The organism is Streptomyces sp. NPDC004435 (genome assembly GCF_042873895.1).
Classification (GTDB): Bacteria; Actinomycetota; Actinomycetes; order Streptomycetales; family Streptomycetaceae; genus Streptomyces.
The window spans coordinates 14,242-28,932 of record NZ_JBIAMB010000011.1 but is presented as its reverse complement, the minus strand read 5'-3'; the positions used below and the strand labels follow the sequence as shown (position 1 = coordinate 28,932).

16 protein-coding genes are annotated in these 14,691 nt (G+C 73.8%); 6 read left to right on the top strand and 10 right to left on the bottom strand.

Annotation, left to right across the window (positions count from 1 at the left end; translation table 11 throughout):
* Positions 1-131 precede the first annotated feature (131 nt).
* From ACFYT9_RS20865 to ACFYT9_RS20850, 4 genes are all read right to left on the bottom strand, one after another.
* Complete coding sequence (locus ACFYT9_RS20865; protein WP_389165919.1) at positions 132-1,784, bottom strand: DUF6297 family protein; 1,653 nt, start codon at positions 1,782-1,784, stop codon at positions 132-134.
* On the bottom strand, positions 1,777-2,439 hold the full coding sequence (locus ACFYT9_RS20860; protein ID WP_389165916.1) for an ATP-binding cassette domain-containing protein: 663 nt from the start codon (positions 2,437-2,439) through the stop codon (positions 1,777-1,779). The genes ACFYT9_RS20865 and ACFYT9_RS20860 overlap by 8 nt, the downstream gene beginning before the upstream one ends.
* 184 nt (positions 2,440-2,623) lie before the next feature.
* Positions 2,624-2,824, bottom strand: a complete 201-nt coding sequence (locus tag ACFYT9_RS20855) for a hypothetical protein (protein ID WP_389165913.1) — start codon at positions 2,822-2,824, stop codon at positions 2,624-2,626.
* Positions 2,825-2,850: 26 nt separating this feature from the next.
* On the bottom strand, positions 2,851-3,906 hold the full coding sequence (locus tag ACFYT9_RS20850; RefSeq protein WP_389165910.1) for a TerC family protein: 1,056 nt from the start codon (positions 3,904-3,906) through the stop codon (positions 2,851-2,853).
* A 274-nt stretch (positions 3,907-4,180) separates the two neighbouring features.
* Here ACFYT9_RS20850 and ACFYT9_RS20845 point away from each other — a divergent pair, with 274 nt between their 5' ends.
* The 3 genes from ACFYT9_RS20845 to ACFYT9_RS20835 are packed head-to-tail and all read left to right on the top strand — an operon-like array spanning position 4,181 to position 6,671.
* On the top strand, positions 4,181-4,345 hold the full coding sequence (locus ACFYT9_RS20845) for a hypothetical protein (protein ID WP_389165907.1): 165 nt from the start codon (positions 4,181-4,183) through the stop codon (positions 4,343-4,345).
* Entirely contained in the window at positions 4,342-5,658 is a 1,317-nt protein-coding gene (locus ACFYT9_RS20840; protein ID WP_389165904.1) for a hemolysin family protein, read from the top strand. Before ACFYT9_RS20845 ends, ACFYT9_RS20840 begins: the two co-directional genes overlap by 4 nt.
* The gene (locus ACFYT9_RS20835; protein ID WP_389165902.1) at positions 5,655-6,671 is read left to right on the top strand and encodes a hemolysin family protein; all 1,017 of its coding nucleotides are present in this window, start codon (positions 5,655-5,657) and stop codon (positions 6,669-6,671) included. Before ACFYT9_RS20840 ends, ACFYT9_RS20835 begins: the two co-directional genes overlap by 4 nt.
* On the opposite strand, the gene ACFYT9_RS20830 is transcribed toward ACFYT9_RS20835, so the two are convergent.
* The gene (locus tag ACFYT9_RS20830; RefSeq protein WP_389165900.1) at positions 6,652-8,028 is read right to left on the bottom strand and encodes an NAD(P)-binding domain-containing protein; all 1,377 of its coding nucleotides are present in this window, start codon (positions 8,026-8,028) and stop codon (positions 6,652-6,654) included. The two genes, ACFYT9_RS20835 and ACFYT9_RS20830, sit on opposite strands and share 20 nt — an antisense overlap.
* Before the next feature lie 137 nt (positions 8,029-8,165).
* Between ACFYT9_RS20830 and ACFYT9_RS20825 the strand changes: the two genes are divergently transcribed.
* Positions 8,166-8,528: an ArsR/SmtB family transcription factor gene (locus tag ACFYT9_RS20825; protein ID WP_389165898.1), complete on the top strand. Its 363-nt coding sequence runs from the start codon at positions 8,166-8,168 to the stop codon at positions 8,526-8,528.
* Positions 8,529-8,567: 39 nt separating this feature from the next.
* On the opposite strand, the gene ACFYT9_RS20820 is transcribed toward ACFYT9_RS20825, so the two are convergent.
* The 3 genes from ACFYT9_RS20820 to ACFYT9_RS20810 are packed head-to-tail and all read right to left on the bottom strand — an operon-like array spanning position 8,568 to position 11,037.
* Positions 8,568-9,632 (bottom strand): ArsO family NAD(P)H-dependent flavin-containing monooxygenase, encoded by a 1,065-nt coding sequence (locus ACFYT9_RS20820; protein WP_389165895.1) that lies wholly within the window; start codon positions 9,630-9,632, stop codon positions 8,568-8,570.
* Positions 9,629-10,735 carry an ACR3 family arsenite efflux transporter gene (gene arsB / locus ACFYT9_RS20815; protein ID WP_389165893.1) on the bottom strand — a complete coding sequence of 369 codons (1,107 nt, stop codon included), beginning with the start codon at positions 10,733-10,735 and terminating at the stop codon, positions 9,629-9,631. The genes ACFYT9_RS20820 and arsB overlap by 4 nt, the downstream gene beginning before the upstream one ends.
* Positions 10,732-11,037, bottom strand: a complete 306-nt coding sequence (locus tag ACFYT9_RS20810; RefSeq protein ID WP_389165890.1) for an ArsR/SmtB family transcription factor — start codon at positions 11,035-11,037, stop codon at positions 10,732-10,734. The genes arsB and ACFYT9_RS20810 overlap by 4 nt, the downstream gene beginning before the upstream one ends.
* 71 nt (positions 11,038-11,108) lie before the next feature.
* Here ACFYT9_RS20810 and ACFYT9_RS20805 point away from each other — a divergent pair, with 71 nt between their 5' ends.
* A complete protein-coding gene (locus ACFYT9_RS20805; protein ID WP_389165887.1) occupies positions 11,109-11,576 on the top strand; it encodes an arsenate reductase ArsC in 468 nt (155 codons plus the stop codon).
* Here ACFYT9_RS20805 and ACFYT9_RS20800 read toward each other — a convergent pair.
* Positions 11,573-12,004 carry a DUF6188 family protein gene (locus tag ACFYT9_RS20800; protein WP_389165884.1) on the bottom strand — a complete coding sequence of 144 codons (432 nt, stop codon included), beginning with the start codon at positions 12,002-12,004 and terminating at the stop codon, positions 11,573-11,575. The two genes, ACFYT9_RS20805 and ACFYT9_RS20800, sit on opposite strands and share 4 nt — an antisense overlap.
* Before the next feature lie 70 nt (positions 12,005-12,074).
* Complete coding sequence (locus ACFYT9_RS20795; protein ID WP_389165881.1) at positions 12,075-13,001, bottom strand: hypothetical protein; 927 nt, start codon at positions 12,999-13,001, stop codon at positions 12,075-12,077.
* 216 nt (positions 13,002-13,217) lie between these two features.
* On the opposite strand from ACFYT9_RS20795, the gene ACFYT9_RS20790 reads away from it, so the two are divergent.
* Positions 13,218-14,108: an RICIN domain-containing protein gene (locus ACFYT9_RS20790; RefSeq protein WP_389165878.1), complete on the top strand. Its 891-nt coding sequence runs from the start codon at positions 13,218-13,220 to the stop codon at positions 14,106-14,108.
* The last annotated feature ends 583 nt before the right edge of the window (positions 14,109-14,691 follow it).

Here is a 14,691-nt window from a genome sequence, read left to right as displayed (position 1 = left end):
AGGGGCAGCTCCTCAGGAGCGGAGGGTGGAAGGCGCCGGTGCCGCCTGGCATGACGTGGTCGGCGCGGAGTTCCGGCGGCCGCCGGCGGGGTGAGCGGCCGTGGGACGCTCTCAGCGGCCGTGGGGCGCCCTCAGCGGCCGCGTACGGTCCTGCGCGCCGTGGCCGCCGCCCACCAGACCATCCCGGCTCCGACGAGCAGCGGCCACAGCAGGCCCGGGGCGTCCGGGTCGGCCCCGCGCGCCGGGCCGTCCACGACCGCCAGGCATCCCAGCGCCACCAGGGGTCCCCTCGCCTGCCACAGCAGGGCCGCGAGCGGGCCCGTGTCACCCAGCGGCGTCATCGAACCGATCATCAGGTGCACCGGTACGACGCCCCGGTAGGCGCTGACCAGCGCGGCTCCGACGAGTGCGGGGACCAGCGCGGGCAGCACCAGCAGCCGCTCCGACCCCGGGCCGAGTCCGGCGGCGGCCGCCGCGCCGAGGGCGAACAGCACCAGCAGTCCCGCGGCGGGGACCGCTCCGTGCCACAGCGCGAGCGCGCCGGCGGGCCAGGGCAGCGGCGCCGAGCGCCGGACGTCGTCCGTCTCCAGCCGGGCCGGCTCCGCCAGTTGCGCCGCGGCCATGTACCCGGCCGGCAGGGCGAGAAGCGACACCGCCGCCGGCGCGCCCTCCAGGCAGAGCAGGCCCACGGTCACGGCGGTCCAGGCCGCCGCCCCGACCAGTCGTGCCGGGGCGCGCAGCAGCGCGGTCGCGTCCCGCCACGGGACGAGCAGCCACGCGTGCCGGGGGAACGGCAGGCGCGCGGCGGGGCGCGCCCCGCGGGCCCGGGTGGCACGCACGGCCGCCCGGGCCTGACGCAGGTCGAGGGAGTACAGCGAGGCCCGCACCCGCAGCGCGGTGCCGGCCTGGGTACGCAGGACGCGGGCCGGGACACGTACGGCGGCGTCGGCTCCCGCCCTGCCCGCGACGGCGAGGGCGAGGAGCGACAGGGCGGCCCCGGCCCACCCGGCCGCCGCGGGGACCCCGTCCGCCACCGCCACCAGGGGCAGCGCGGCCCAGCCCCACGGGCCGGACCAAGGCGCGACCAGCTCCGCGATGCGCGCGCCGCCCGCCAGGGAGGCGGCGGCGAGCAGCCACAGGACGATCACCCCCGCCCACGCCGTCCGCCGGATCAGGGCCCTGCGCCGCTCTCCGGAGTCGCTGTGGCGCTGGACCAGGGCGGCCAGGGCGGTCCCGGCGAGGCCGGCCGTCGCGCCGGTCGCCGCTCCTGCGGTCGTCGTGGCCCACCAGGAGCCCGCGCCCAGGGCGTGGAGCAGGAAACCGGCCGCGGCGCCGACGGCGGCCCCGATGCCGGTGGTGATCGCCGAGGCCGCGGCGAAGCGGGGCAGCAGCAGGGCACGGCGGAGGAGGGGCTGGGGCACGAGCCAGGACAGCGCGGCCGGTTCCAGCCGGACGGGCCCCTGCCAGAGGGCCCGCGCCGCGGGCAGCAGGACGGCGGTGGCCAGGACGGCGGGGAGGAGCGTCGGGAGCGAGGCCAGTAAGCGCTCGGCCGCCGCGCCGCGCAGGCGGCCGTCCGCCCCGGCGCGCGCCGCGCCGGCCAGCAGGGGGACGACCCAGATGCCGGCCAGCAGGACCGTGCAGTACAGGGTGTAGGCGATGCTCCTGCGCCGTTCGACGCGCGCGTCCGCGCGGGCGGCGCGGAGCCTGTCGAGGACCGCGCGGGTGTGGTCGGCCGCGTCCGCCTCGTCCGCCGGGCGGACCCGCCCTCGCGTCAGCTCAGCCACCGAGCACATCCGTGACGAGCAGTCCCGCGCCGGACACGGTGTACTCGGTGTCGGCCACGGCGTCCGCGAGCTCGCGGTTGTGGGTGGCGAGGAGCACGGCCGTGCCGCGTTCCCCGGCGGCCCTCAGGCGCCCGGCCAGCCGGGCCCGCGCGTCCGCGTCGAGGCGCTGCTCGGGCTCGTCGAGCAGCAGCAGCTCGGCGGGGCGTACGAACGCCTGGGCCAGCGACAGCAGCTGGCTCTGGCCGGACGACAGCTGGTGGGGCAGCGCGTCGGCGCGCTCGGTGAGGTGGTGCTCGGCCAGCACCCGGTCCACGGCGTCCGCCGCCGCGTCGCCGAGGCCGTGCGCGAGGGCGACGAGCATCAGGTGCTCGTGGACGCTGAGGTCTGGGTAGCCGACGCCGCTGTCCAGGACGGTGGCGACGGTGGCGCGTACGGAGCGGTCGTCCTCGGAGACGGTGGTGCCGCGCAGGGTGACGGAGCCGGACCGCGGGAGTTCCCGCCCGGCGGCGAGCCGCAGCAGCGTGGACTTTCCCGATCCGTTCTCGCCGAGCAGGACGACGCACTCGCCCTCGCGGACGGTCAGGCTCACCCCGTTCAGGACGCCGCGCCCGTCGTATCCGTGCCGTACGTCCGTCAGTTCCAGCAGTGCGCTCATGCCCCGGTGCCCGCCCCCGTGCCCTCGATCGTCCGCGTCGGCCCGGAGGCCGTCATGACCATGGGTGTCCATCGTAGGTGACACCCGCGGGGCGGCCCGTGGGTGAGGTGCGGGAGGCCTGATCAGGCGATGCGGGAGCGACGTTCGCACCGGCGGACGCCCCGCTCGTTCCGCCGTCACGCGCCTACGGTTGAGGGTGATGGCGCGGCTGGGCGGGCTCCAGGTACTCGGGACAGTCCGGGTTGTGGCAGGGGCCCGGTCCCCAGACGGGGACGAAGAGACCGAGGGTCTTGTGACGGCGCTGGACCACCGTGTCGACGTTCTGCTTGCAGACCGGGCAGGCCACCGCGCCGGACTGTCCTACTTCGCGTGTTTTTTTACCCATTTTTTAACGATAGACCTGTGAGGGGGTTAAGGAAACTGTTTCGGCTCCCTTTCCTCCGGCCCCGAAGGAGATTCCGGCGGCGCTTCCGGAGGCTCTTCCGCAGGCGACCCCGTAGACGGCTCCCCGCGCGCTTCCGGAGGCGGCTCCGCGGGCGGCGGGCGGCGCAGGCTGAAGAGGACGGAGGCCGCGAGCACGGTGGCGATCACCCCGAGGCTGACGGGGGACGGGATCTCCGGGATCGAGGGGCTGATCATCTTGTGGGACGCCTGGAGGATCAGCTTGACGCCGATGAAGGAGAGGATGACCGCGAGCCCGGTGTTGAGGTAGTGGAACCGGTCCAGCAGGCCGGAGAGCATGAAGTACAGGGCGCGCAGGCCCAGGATGGCGAAGGCGTTGCTGGTGTAGACGATGAACGCGTCGTCGCTGACGGCGAGGACCGCGGGGACGCTGTCGACGGCGAAGATCAGGTCGGCCGCCTCGATGGCGGCGACGACCGCGAGCAGGGGCGTCGCCACCCGCTTTCCCGCCTCCTTGACGAAGAACTTCGCCCCCGCGTACTCGTCCCTGACCGGGATGACCTTCCTCAGCATCCGCACGGCGAAGCTCTTGCCCGGGTCGAAGGTGTCCTCCTGGTCCTTGAGCAGCTTGTAGGTGCTGTAGAAGAGCACGGCGGCGAAGACGAAGAGGACCGCGGTGAAGCGGCTGACGACGGCCACGCCGAGGGAGAGGAAGATGCCGCGGAAGACCAGGGCCCCGATGACGCCGAAGAACAGCACACGGTGCTGGTAGGCGCGGGGGACCTTGAAATAGCCGAAGATCACGGCGAAGACGAAGAGGTTGTCGACCGACAGGCTCTTCTCCAGCAGCCAGGCCGTCGTGTACTCGGTCCCTGCGGTCGAGCCGAGGACGAGGAAGACCACGGCGCCGAAGACGAGGGCGAGGCTCACCCACAGGACGCTCCAGGCGGCCGCCTCCTTGAAGCCGATGACATGGGCGCTCCGGTGGGCCAGCAGGTCCACCGTCAGCGACACCACCACCGTCACGGCGAACGCCGCCCACAACCAGAACGGGACATCGAGCACGTCGGCCACTCTCCCCGCGGCCGGTGCCGGAGGCGCACCAGCCCCTTGGTACGAGTCTGCGGCATGGCGCGCCGGGGCGCTGCTCCTGACCCCGGCCGCCCGGCACCCCACGGGTCCGCGACGCACGCCCGCAGGTGCGGCCGGGGGCCGGGGGAAGGTCCCCGGGCGCCGGTTCCCGCCCGGAGGGCCGGGGCGGCGACCGCCCCGGCGTGTGAACCCGCCCCCGGTTCTCGATGCCGGTCCACGTTTCCTCTACAGTGATGTAGAAATCCTCGTGATCCTTTTCCCCGCCAACTCCACCGACTTCACCGACTCCACCGACTCCACCGACTCCACCGAGGCCGGAGCCGCCGGCTCCCCCGCCCTCTCCGCAAGGAGCCGCTTCTTGTCCGCCAGTCCGACGTCCACCGCCACCGCACAGGGGTGCGGCAGCCGATGAACGCCGCTCTCGGCCTGCTGGCCGTCCTCGTCCTGACCGCCGGCACCGGGTACTTCGTCGCCCAGGAGTTCGCCTACGTCGCCGCCGACCGCCTCGCGCTCGCCCGCGAGGCCGCGGCGGGCGACAAGCGGGCCGCCCGCGCCCTGAAGGTCCTCGAACGCCTCTCCTTCATGCTCTCCGGAGCCCAGCTCGGCATCACCGTCACCGGCCTGGTCGTCGGCTTCCTGGCCGAACCGTCCGTCTCCGCCCTGCTCAAGCCCGCGCTGGACGGGACGGACCTCTCGGACGGCGCGGTGTCGGCGATCTCGGTCGTCCTCGCCTTCGTGATCGCGACCGTGCTCCAGATGGTGCTGGGCGAGCTCGCGCCGAAGAACCTCGCGCTCGCCGTCCCCGAGCGGCTCGCCAAGTCGCTGGCGCCCTCCACCCTCCTCTACCTGAAGGTCGTCGGACCGGTCGTCCGCGTCTTCGACGGGGCCGCGAACAAGCTGCTGCGGAAGATCGGCATCGAACCCGTCGAGGAACTGCACCACGGCGCCACGCTGGAGGAGCTCAGCCATCTGATCGGCGAGTCCCACGAGCAGGGGCAGCTTCCGGCCGACACCGCGGAACTCCTCGACCACGCCCTCGAATTCTCGGAGCGGACCCTGGACGAGGTGATGGTGCCGCGCGCCGACGCCGTCTTCGTCCGCAAGGACGCCACCCTCACCGAGGCGGTCGAGCTCATCGCGCGGCACGGCCACTCCAACTACCCCGTCCTCGGCGACCACCCCGACGACGTCGCCGGCGTCCTCGGCGTGCGCGACCTCGCGCGGCTGCCCGCCGACCGCTTCGACACCGTCACCGCCGGACAGGCCGACCGCGCTCCCCTGCTGCTGCCCGACACGCTGCCGCTGCCCCAGGCGGTGGCGCGGATGCGGGAGGCGGACGACGAGTTCGCCGTCGTCCTGGACGAGCACGGCGGCGTCGCCGGCATCGTCACGTACGAGGACATCGCCGAGGAACTCGTCGGCGACATCGCCGACGAGACCGACAAGGTCGTCGCGCTCGCCGTCCCGGACGGCGACGGCTGGCGGGTCGACGCGGGCCGCCGCCTCGACGAGATCGAGGACGCGACCGGCATCGCGCTGCCCGGCGACGACGACTACGACACCGTCGCCGGCCTGATCATCGACCGCCTCGGCCGCTTCCCGACCATCGGCGACGGCCTCACCGTCGACGACGTCCGGATCGACGTCCTCAGCCTAGACCGGCACGTCCCCGGACGCGTCCGCATCGCCCACGTTCCGCCCGCCGCCGAGGAGGCCCAGGCATGAGCTTCCCCATGGCCCTGTTCATCACCGTCCTGCTCCTCATCGGCAGCGGCTTCTTCGTCGCCGCCGAGTTCGCGCTCGTCGCCGCCAAGCGCCACCGCATCGAGAAGGCCGTCGCGGACGGACAGCGCGGCGCCAAGGCCGCCCTCGCGGGCATGCGCGAGCTGTCGCTGATGCTGGCCGGCGCCCAGCTCGGCATCACCCTCTGCACCCTCGGCCTCGGCGCCATCTCCAAGCCGGCCGTCTCCCACGCCATCGACCCGCTGCTGGTGGACCTCGGCCTGCCGAGCACCCTCAGCTACGCCATCGCCTTCGCGATCGCCATGATCGTCGTGGTCTTCCTCCACATGGTGCTCGGCGAGATGGCGCCGAAGTCCTGGGCCATCGCCCATCCCGAGCGCTCGGCGATGCTGCTCACCCCGCCGTTCCGGGCCGTGGTCAAGGTCGTACGCCCCCTGATCTGGGTGCTCAACAAGGTCAGCAACGCACTCGTGCGTATGTGCCGGGTCCAGCCCAGGGACGAGCTCGCAGCCGTCCACAACCGCGAGCAGCTGACCCATCTGGTCGCGGAGTCCGAGCGCCTCGGCCTCATCAACAAGACCGACTCCCAGCTGATCACCCGCTCGCTCACCGAGCCGCAGACCCCGGTCGCCGTGCTCCAGACCCCGGCGGACGACATCGTCTCCGTGCCCGCCGACGCCGATCTCGACACGATCCTCGCCCGCGCCTCCGACGCCGACCGCTCCCGCCTCCTCGTCCGCGACGGAAGCCGTCTCCTCGGCTCGGTGCACGCGCGCGACGCCCTCGTCGCCCGTATCCGCGGCCGCGCCCGTACGGCCGGAGAACTGGCCCGCCCCGTACCGGAACTGACCGCCGGCACCACCGTCTCCGAGGCCGTCGAGCACCTCCGCCGGCGGCGCGCCTCCCTCGCCCTCGTCCGGGACGAGGACGGCACCCTCACCGGCCTGATCAGCCTGGACGACCTGCTGGTCCGGATCATGGGGCCGCAGGCCTGAGGGGTCGCCGCAGGTCCGGGAGGCCGCCGCAGCAGCCGCCACCGTCGGACGGGGAGCCCTCCCGGGCCGACTCGTCGAAGAGGCCGGCGCCGCCGCACACGCCGGTCTCCGGCAGGACCAGCTCGACGCGCTCGGCGGACGCGTGGTCTCCGGCGATGGCGGCGACGACGGAACGGACCTGCTCGTACCCGGTCAGGGCGAGGAACGTCGGCGCTCGGCCGTAGGACTTCATGCCGACGAGGTAGACGCCCGCTTCGGGGTGGGACAGCTCCTTCACGCCGTGCGGGTAGACGGTGCCGCAGGAGTGCTGGTTGGGGTCGATCAGCGGGGCGAGTCCGGCCGGCGCCTGAAGGCGCTCGTCGAGGCCGAGGCGGAGCTCCTCCAGGAAGGTCAGGTCGGGGCGGAAGCCGGTGAGGGCGACCAGCTCGTCGACGGGGTCGAGGCGGCGGCCGTCCTCGGCCACCAGCACGAGCCCGCCGCCCCCTGCGTCGAACTCGACGGCGTCCGTACGGAAGCCGGTGACGGCGTCCGCGTGCCCCTCGTCGACGGCGGCCTTGGCGGCCAGGCCGAGGGCGCCGCGGGCGGGGAGCTGATCGGCGGCGCCACCGCCGAAGGTGGAGCCGGAGATGCCCCGGCGCAGGATCCAGGTGGCGTGCGTTCCGGCGCCGTCCCCGGACTTCGCCAGCTCGGCCAGAAGGGCGAGGGCGGTGAAGGCGGAGGCCCCGGAGCCGATGACGGCGGTGCGCCGGCCCGCGTACCGGGCGCGGGTGACGGGGTCGCCGAGGTCGGGGACGCGGTACGAGATCCGGTCGGCGGTAGACCGCTCGCCGAGGGCGGGCAGCCCGTCGCCGCCGGCGGGACCGGGGGTCGACCAGGTGCCGGAGGCGTCGATGACGGCCCGGGCCAGGATCCGCTCCTCGCGCCCGTCCGCGTGGGCGACGTGCACGGTGAAGGGCTTGGCCCCGCGGTCGGCGTCGACGGTCCGGTCACGGCCGGAGCGTGAGACGCCGGTGACCCGGGCGCCCAGGCGGACCGCGTCGCCGAGGACCTCGGCGAGCGGCTGGAGGTACCTCTCGGCCCAGTCTCCGCCGGTCGGGTACGCCCCCGGGTCCGGCTTCGCCCAGCCGGTCGGCGCCAGCAGCTTCTCCGCCGTCCGGTCCGTGACCTCGCCCCAGGTGGAGAAGAGCCGCACGTGTGCCCACGCGCGCACGGCCGCGCCGGCCTGCGTCCCGGCCTCCAGGACCAGGGGCTCGATGCCGCGGTCGACGAGGTGCGCGGCAGCGGTGAGGCCGGTCGGTCCGGCACCGATGACCACGACGGGCAGGTGGCCGGAGGCGGTCGCGGCGGCAGCGTTCATGACGGGGTCCCCTTTGTTTCGACATCCGTCGATCTCTCCCCCTCAGCATGGCACCGTATATCGATAGGCGTCAACATAGACGTTCATCGATTCAGCACCCTCACCCCTCCTGCTTCGACATGTGTAAACATAGATAGATGTCGAATGTGAAGGCGCTGCCGTTGTCGGAGCCGACCGTCGGGCCCTGCTGCCCGCCGCTCACCGAGCGCCCCCTGACGGCCGAGGAGGCCGAGCGGACCGCCGCCATGTTCAAGGCCCTGGGCGACCCGGTGCGCCTGCGGCTGTTCTCCGCCGTGGCCTCGCACGAGGGCGGCGAGGCGTGCGTCTGCGACATCTCCGACGTGGGCGTCTCCCAGCCGACGGTCTCGCACCATCTGAAGAAGCTGAAGGAGGCCGGGCTGCTCTCCTCCGAACGGCGCGGCACGTGGGTGTACTACCGCGTCGAGCCCGCCGTCCTCGCCGCGATGGGCGCGCTGCTGACGAAGGCCGCCGCGATCTGAGCGGGTGCCGTCGCAGCCGCCCGGCGCCACCCGGACGGGTCAGCGCGCCGGCCCGCCACCGATCCGGCGGGCCGCGTCCCGGGCCGTACGGCCGACGCCGATGAGCGTGGCGGACGCGGGACCGGTCCAGTCCCCGTAGCCGACGAGGTGGAGCCGGGGCTCGCCCAGCGCCTCCGTGCCGGCTGTGGAGATGCGGCCGCGCGGCCCGCGCAGCCCCAGCGGGGAGAGGTGGGCCAGGGCAGGACGGAAGCCCGTGCACCAGATGACGGCGTCCGCGTCCGCCCGGGTGCCGTCGGCCCACTCGATCCCGGTCGGGGTGAGGCGGGTGAACATCGGCCGGGGCCTGAGGAGTCCGGCGTCGCGGGCCGCGCGGACGGGCGGGACGGAGACGATGTCACCGAGCGAGGCGACCCCGCCGGCGTCGGCCCGGCCCTCGTCGAGCGCTCTGCGTCGGGCGGTCGCCGCGTCGAAGAGCGCGCGGCCGTCGATGTCGTCGGCGAGGTAGCGGGGTTCGCGCGGGGTGGCCCAGGTCAGTGCGGAGCCGTACGCGAGGTCGGCGGCGATCTGGGCGGCGGAGTTGCCTCCGCCCACGACGACGACCCTGCGTCCGGCGAAGTCCTCGGGCCGCCGGTACGCGACGGAGTGGAGCTGCACGCCGGCGAACTCCGCGCGCCCCGGCACCGCCGGGAGGAAGGGCCGCGACCAGGTCCCGGTCGCGCTGACGACCGCGCGGGCCCGCCACGTACCGGCGTCGGCCTCGACCCGCAGGAAGGCGCCGTCCCTCCGCACGGCCTCGACGCGGACCGGCCGGACGACGGGCAGCTCGTACCGCCGCTCGTAGTCGGTGAGGTACGAGACGACGTGGGCCGCGTCCGGGTAGGGCTCGCCCGGCTGCGGCGGCATGAGCCGGCCGGGAAGCGAGGAGTACGCGGCCGGGGAGAAGAGCCGGAGGGAGTCCCAGGTGTGCCGCCAGGCACCGCCCGGACCAGTCTGGGCGTCGAGGACGACGAAGCCGAGGCCGGCGCGGCGCAGGTGGTACCCGGCGGCGAGGCCCGCCTGCCCGCCGCCGATGACGACCACGTCCACGGTCTCGTGGCTGCTCATCGGCGTTGCTTCCCTCGCTCGCGCTGGGCGGGGGTGAACTTCCTGCGCCAGGCCAGCGACACGTACACGAGCGCGACCAGGACCGGGACCTCGATCAGCGGGCCGACGACCCCGGAGAGCGCCTGGCCGCTGGTGACACCGAAAGTGGCGATGGCGACGGCGATGGCGAGCTCGAAGTTGTTGCCGGCGGCGGTGAAGGCGAGCGTGGCGGTGCGGTCGTAGCGCAGCCCGATCGCCTTGCCGAGGGCGAAGGTGCCGAACCACATGATCGCGAAGTAGACCAGGAGGGGCAGTGCGATGCGGGCGACGTCGAGGGGCTGCGAGGTGATCGTCCTTCCCTGGAGGGCGAAGAGGATGACGATCGTGAACAGCAGGCCGTAGAGGGCCCAGGGGCCGATCTTCGGCAGGAACCTCGCCTCGTACGACTCCCGGCCCATCCCCTTCTCGCCGATGCGGCGGGTCAGGAAGCCGGCCAGCAGCGGGACACCGAGGAAGATGACGACGTTGAGCGCGATCTTCCACAGGGAGATGTCGAGGGTCTCGCCGGCCCCGAGGCCGAGCCGTCTGGGGAGGATGTCGAGATAGAACCAGCCGAGCAGGCCGAAGGCGATCACCTGGAAGACCGAGTTCAAGGCGACGAGGACGGCGGCGGCCTCGCGGTCTCCGCAGGCGAGGTCGTTCCAGATGATGACCATGGCGATGCAGCGGGCGAGGCCGACGATGATCAGACCGGTGCGGTACTCCGGCAGGTCCGGCAGGAAGATCCAGGCGAGGGCGAACATGACCGCCGGGCCGACGATCCAGTTGATGACCAGCGAGGAGATCATCAGTCGGCGGTCGCCGGTGACGGCGTCGAGCCTGTCGTAGCGGACCTTGGCGAGGACCGGGTACATCATGACCAGCAGACCGACGGCGATCGGCAGCGAGATCCCGCCGATCTCGACCTTCGCGAGCGCGTCGTTCAGGCCGGGGATCAGCCGCCCCAGCCCGAGGCCGAGACCCATGGCCAGGAGGATCCAGACGGCGAGGAACCGGTCGAGCGTCGACAGCTTCGCGACGACCGAGGATTCTCCGACGACAGCCGCGGGGGCGGCGGGGCTCAACAGGACCTCTTGGAATCGGCGTGGGCGCGGGCGGTGGCGGCCAGACCTGCGAACTGGCCGGCGAGCGCATCGAGGACATCGGGCTTCAGCCGGTAGTACGTGAACCGGCCGCACGGCTCCGTCTCCACCACGCCCGCCTCCCGCAGCACCCTGAGGTGGTTGGACAGGTTGGTCTGCCTGGCTCCCGTCTCCTCGACCAGATGCGTGGTGCACAGGGTCTCGCGGGCGAGCAAGGTCACGATCCGGAGCCGCAGCGGATCGGCAAGGACCTTCAACAGCTCAGTGTCGACTGACGTCAGCATGGGCTGATATTTTCACATCAGTGAAGGGTGATGCCAGTCCGGGCTGATGCCCGACCGTCACGGAGGAACCGATGCCCGAGTCCCCGCCCGCGTCCGTCCTGTTCGTCTGCGTCCACAACGCGGGGCGTTCCCAGATGGCCGCCGGATTCCTCCGGCACCTCGCGGGCGACCGCGTCGAGGTCCGGTCCGCCGGTTCCCTCCCGGGCGACCAGGTCAACCCGGCCGCCGTCGCCGCCATGGCCGAGCTCGGCATCGACATCTCCGGCCAGAAGCCGAAGGTCCTCACCCCCGAGGCGGCCCGGGCATCGGACTACATCATCACCATGGGCTGCGGCGACGCCTGCCCGTACTTCCCCGGCAAGACCTACCTCGACTGGGTCCTCGAGGACCCGGCCGGCCAGGGGGTCGAGGCGGTCCGGCCCATCCGCGACGAGATCAGGACGCTCGTCGCGGACCTCGTCGCCGAGATCGGTGCCAAGGCCACCGGGGAGCGGGGGCGCCCCGTCCCGACGGATCCGGCACCGCCGGGACGGGGCTAGGACTCCTCCGTCGCGAGGCCGGACCAAGCGGCGAGTTCGCCGCCGGGGAGTGCCACGAAGCGCCATCCGGACGGGCCCGTGACCTGCCACGCCTCGAAGGACGGGTCGGGCGGGCAGGTCAGGTGGCGACCGGCGTCGAAGACGAGACTCAGCGTGCCGGACGTGGACGCCGTCGCCGACAGGACCCGCGCTCCGACAAGGGGCAGAGCCTCTGCGACGTCCTGGGACTCCGGGTGAAGGCGCACGGGCGGGAGCGCGTCAGCGGTCTCGTACGAGAGAGCGGCGGGTGCCTCCAGTACGACTTCCCAGTCGGGGCCGAGGGCGAGGACGATCCGGTCATCCACGGTGATCCGCGTGACACGGACTCCGCGGAGGGGGTGCAACTCCCACCGGTCCGCGTGCTCGCGGGGGATCTCTGGCGTACTCACCGCCGCACCTTGCCACGTGCGGAGGATGAGAGGCCACCTGATTCTTGGCGACGGTCGGCGCGGCTCCGCCTCACTGGCCGAGGGTGATTCTCGCGTCCCGGATCAGCCGCTCCAGCTCCGCGTCGGAGAGGGGGTGCAGGGAGTTCAGGAGGCTGCGCAGCCCGGCCTCGTCCAGTGACTGGCTGGTGGCCTCGACCTCCGCGTCCAGGTGGCGACGGACGAGGGTCACGCTCCGGCCGCCGCCGGGGAGGGCGCGTACGAAGCGCAGTTCGCCGCGCGCGCCGACCGCGCACGTCACGTCCTTCTCGGCGGGCTCCGGGCAGCGAGGGGCCGGGGTGAGCGGGTGCCGCACGGTGAGCCCCACGTACCCCGGCACTTCCCCCGGACCCGCCGGGCGGTAGTCGACCGCGAAGGAGGCGGCTCCGACGGTGGCGCGGGCGACCTCCATGCCGGGTGGCGGGGTGCCCAGGTGGAGCAGTTCGGGATGCTGTCGGTAGCGTGCGACGTCCGCCTCCTCCTGGTCCTGGCGCGCGTGCGCCGGGCCGATGAAGCCGCCGTACGCGACGGCCGCCGCCACGACGGCCAGCGCCCCCGACCGCACCCACCGGTCCGGCACGAAGAGCGCCGCGGCCACGGCGTACGGCAGTCCCGTCAGCGCGATCCGGGTCCCGGCACTGCCCAGATCGACGTTCTCGGCGTAGGCCGCCACCCCTGCCAGCGCCCCCGCCGTTCCGAGGACGAGCACCAGAACCGCCCAGCCGAGTCGCCGCGGAAGGGTGTCGCAGAGCGGCACCACGGTCCGCACCGGAAGCGCCGCCGCGGTCAACAGGGCGACCGCCAGCGGCAGACCGAGCGCGAGGACCAGTGCAACCGTGCCGGGTCCGCCGCCCCAGGCACCCATCACCAGTGCGAAGCCCAGCACCGGCATCACACCCGCCGCCACCGCCCACACCAGGAGAAGGTGCGACGCGGTCCGCTTCCCCCGGCTGCTCGTCATGGGGCCCACCCTGTCAGCCGGCGTGCCGGCACGCGTGAGTACGCGTACTCAGAAGGTCGCGTCAACGCCGGCGGGTGGACTCCTTCGGGAGAGTGGATCCGGTTGCCGTCATGATCAGCCGACTCCTACGGTTCTGAGCTGCTGAAACAGCATGTTCCCCGCCCGCGCGGCCGGTTGACCGCCCCCCGGTGCGGCCCCGAAGAGAAGGACGCCCTCATGCCTGCGAACCGGCCTGACGAAGTGGAGCCGGCCCGGGCGCTGGGGAACGCGCTGCGCGACCTCCAGCGGCGCTCCGGGCGCACTCTCCGCGCGCTCGAAGAGAGCCTGCGCATCAGCGATTCGTCCCTGTCGCGGTACTTCTGCGGCAGCACCGTCCCGCCGTGGTCCACGGTCGACGAGCTGTGCAAGGCGCTCGGCGGCGACCCGGTCGAGTTCCGTCATCTGTGGGAGGCGGCCGACCGGGGCCAGCGCCGGCCCGCGCAGGCGGCGGTCGGTCAGACCGCCGCGCGTGACGACGCGGCGCCGCCTCCGGTCCACACGGCCGATACCGATCCGGCGGACGCCTCGCCCTCCGGGCCCGCCCCGAGCCGTCGTCCGTCCGTCCCGGGCGGGCGCCTCGCCTGGGCCGTGGCGGGGAGCGTACTCGGGCTGCTCCTCGGCGCCGGGAGTGTCTTCCTCCTGCGCCCCTCCTCCTCGGGGGCCGGCGACGCCGCGCCGTCCGGCGCGCACGGCGTGCCCGCCGCCACACCGGACGACAGGATCTTCGTGAGCCGCGCGACCGGAGCCTGCCTCGACGACAGCCTCGACCAGGGGACGCGTTCCTACGCCTGCAACGGCATGTCGTACCAGCGGTGGTCCGTCCGGACCACCGAGGACGGCGGTGCGCGGATCCGCAACCATGCGACGGGCGAGTGTCTGGAGCACGGCGCCGACGGCCTGCGCACGGCGCCGTGCGGCCGCGCCGCCTCCCAGCGGTGGAGCGTCCGCGCGGGGGACGACGCGTCGTACGAGGTGCGCAGCGCCACGACCCACCGCTGCCTGGACGACAGCCCCGAGGGACTGCGGATGCTGTCGTGCGACCGGTCCGCACGCCAGAGGTGGGCTTGAGCGGAGGCGGGAAGGAGCGGGCTCCGCGCCACCCCGTGAGGCCCTGACGGCTCTGCGCCGGCCCGGAAGGCCCCCTGAAACGCTCGGGGTGCGGGGCGGCACGGCCTCGACGCTCGGGGTGCGGAGTCGGCGGAGGCCACCGGGCCCGGGAGCGCCGCGCCCGTCGCGGCGGACGTCTCTCTGACCGTCGTCCGGTCGCCCCCACGGCTCCCCCGGCCAGCGGCCGGAGGAGCTGGACGCCGTGGTCGACCGTGCCCGACGGGCCTGGTCCGGCTGGCGCGCCCCCGCGACCCGGGCCGCCGCACTGTGCGCCACGGCGGACACCGCGGCGGCGGGCGACGACCTCGCCCGCTGCTCACCCGGCCACATCCGGGCGCCCGCACCGGACACCGCGCGCCCGAGCCGCCCGCATCAGCCACCGCCCTCGCCCGAGCAGCCGCTTGAGACACCGCCCACGCGCCAGCGTCCGAACACCTCCCTCCGCGTCACCGGGGCCGACGCCCCCCGCCAGCCCCTCCGTGCCGGATCGGCGGCCCGACTCTCCGGCAGCCGCTCCGTTCCCTCCCGCCCCCCTGTCCCGGGT